This is a genomic window from Fulvivirga kasyanovii, assembly GCF_009711405.1.
Taxonomy (GTDB): Bacteria; Bacteroidota; Bacteroidia; order Cytophagales; family Cyclobacteriaceae; genus Fulvivirga; species Fulvivirga kasyanovii.
In genome coordinates this window covers 1-541 of record NZ_SMLW01000082.1, presented here as the reverse complement: position 1 = coordinate 541, position 541 = coordinate 1, and the positions used below count along the sequence as shown (strand labels likewise).

Annotated in this window: 2 protein-coding genes; one reads left to right on the top strand and one right to left on the bottom strand. The window is 35.7% G+C overall.

Annotated elements, in window-relative coordinates; genetic code table 11:
* Positions 1–96: 96 nt before the first annotated feature.
* The gene (locus tag E1163_RS00110; protein ID WP_155168513.1) at positions 97–342 is read left to right on the top strand and encodes a hypothetical protein; all 246 of its coding nucleotides are present in this window, start codon (positions 97–99) and stop codon (positions 340–342) included.
* Between the two features lie 15 nt (positions 343–357).
* On the opposite strand, the gene E1163_RS30105 is transcribed toward E1163_RS00110, so the two are convergent.
* A partial coding sequence (locus E1163_RS30105; protein WP_221417860.1) for a hypothetical protein occupies positions 358–541 on the bottom strand: 184 nt, incomplete at its 5' end.

The following is a 541-nucleotide window of genomic DNA, read 5'->3' as shown; positions in this document are numbered from 1 at the left end:
TTTTTTCTCATGTGAATAAATTCCCAAAAGAAATTAATGATCATCCCAATAAAAAAATTATCTTGCCATAGTTTATAGTAAACCGTAACATCAAGTATGCGTCCTGACAGTGAATCTGATTTGTTAATGAACAAAGTGCAACTCATATTGGAGTCGCCCACTGAAAGATCAAAATATAAAAAGATTGACTCCGAAGATGACCGGCTGGCTTTTTTCTGCAACCATTTCATTATGGACGATATGTCCGTAAGACTGATCAAGAGAAGATACCTTCTCTCTAAGCGACATAGAGAAGCTTTTATTCAGTCTATTGATGAAATAATTGAAAAGCTTGAACGATAAAAAAACAGGACAACCTTATCCCACGTGAATGAGCATTGAGTTTTGTTCAGTGCCGTCAGATCCTGGTAAGAGGTTCCCCAATGTCTCTATAAGCTTACACTCTGTACTGATCAAATCATTGTTCTTCTGGGCAATGTTGTTACAGATATTCAATATTTCCTGCTTTTTCATAGGGTCACCTTGAAAATAGTTAAATAAC

Excerpts from the sequence above, each read along its gene's own strand:
- E1163_RS00110 (WP_155168513.1), top strand. The coding sequence starts at position 97 with ATGCGTCCTGACAGTGAATCTGATTTGTTAATGAACAAAGTGCAACTC.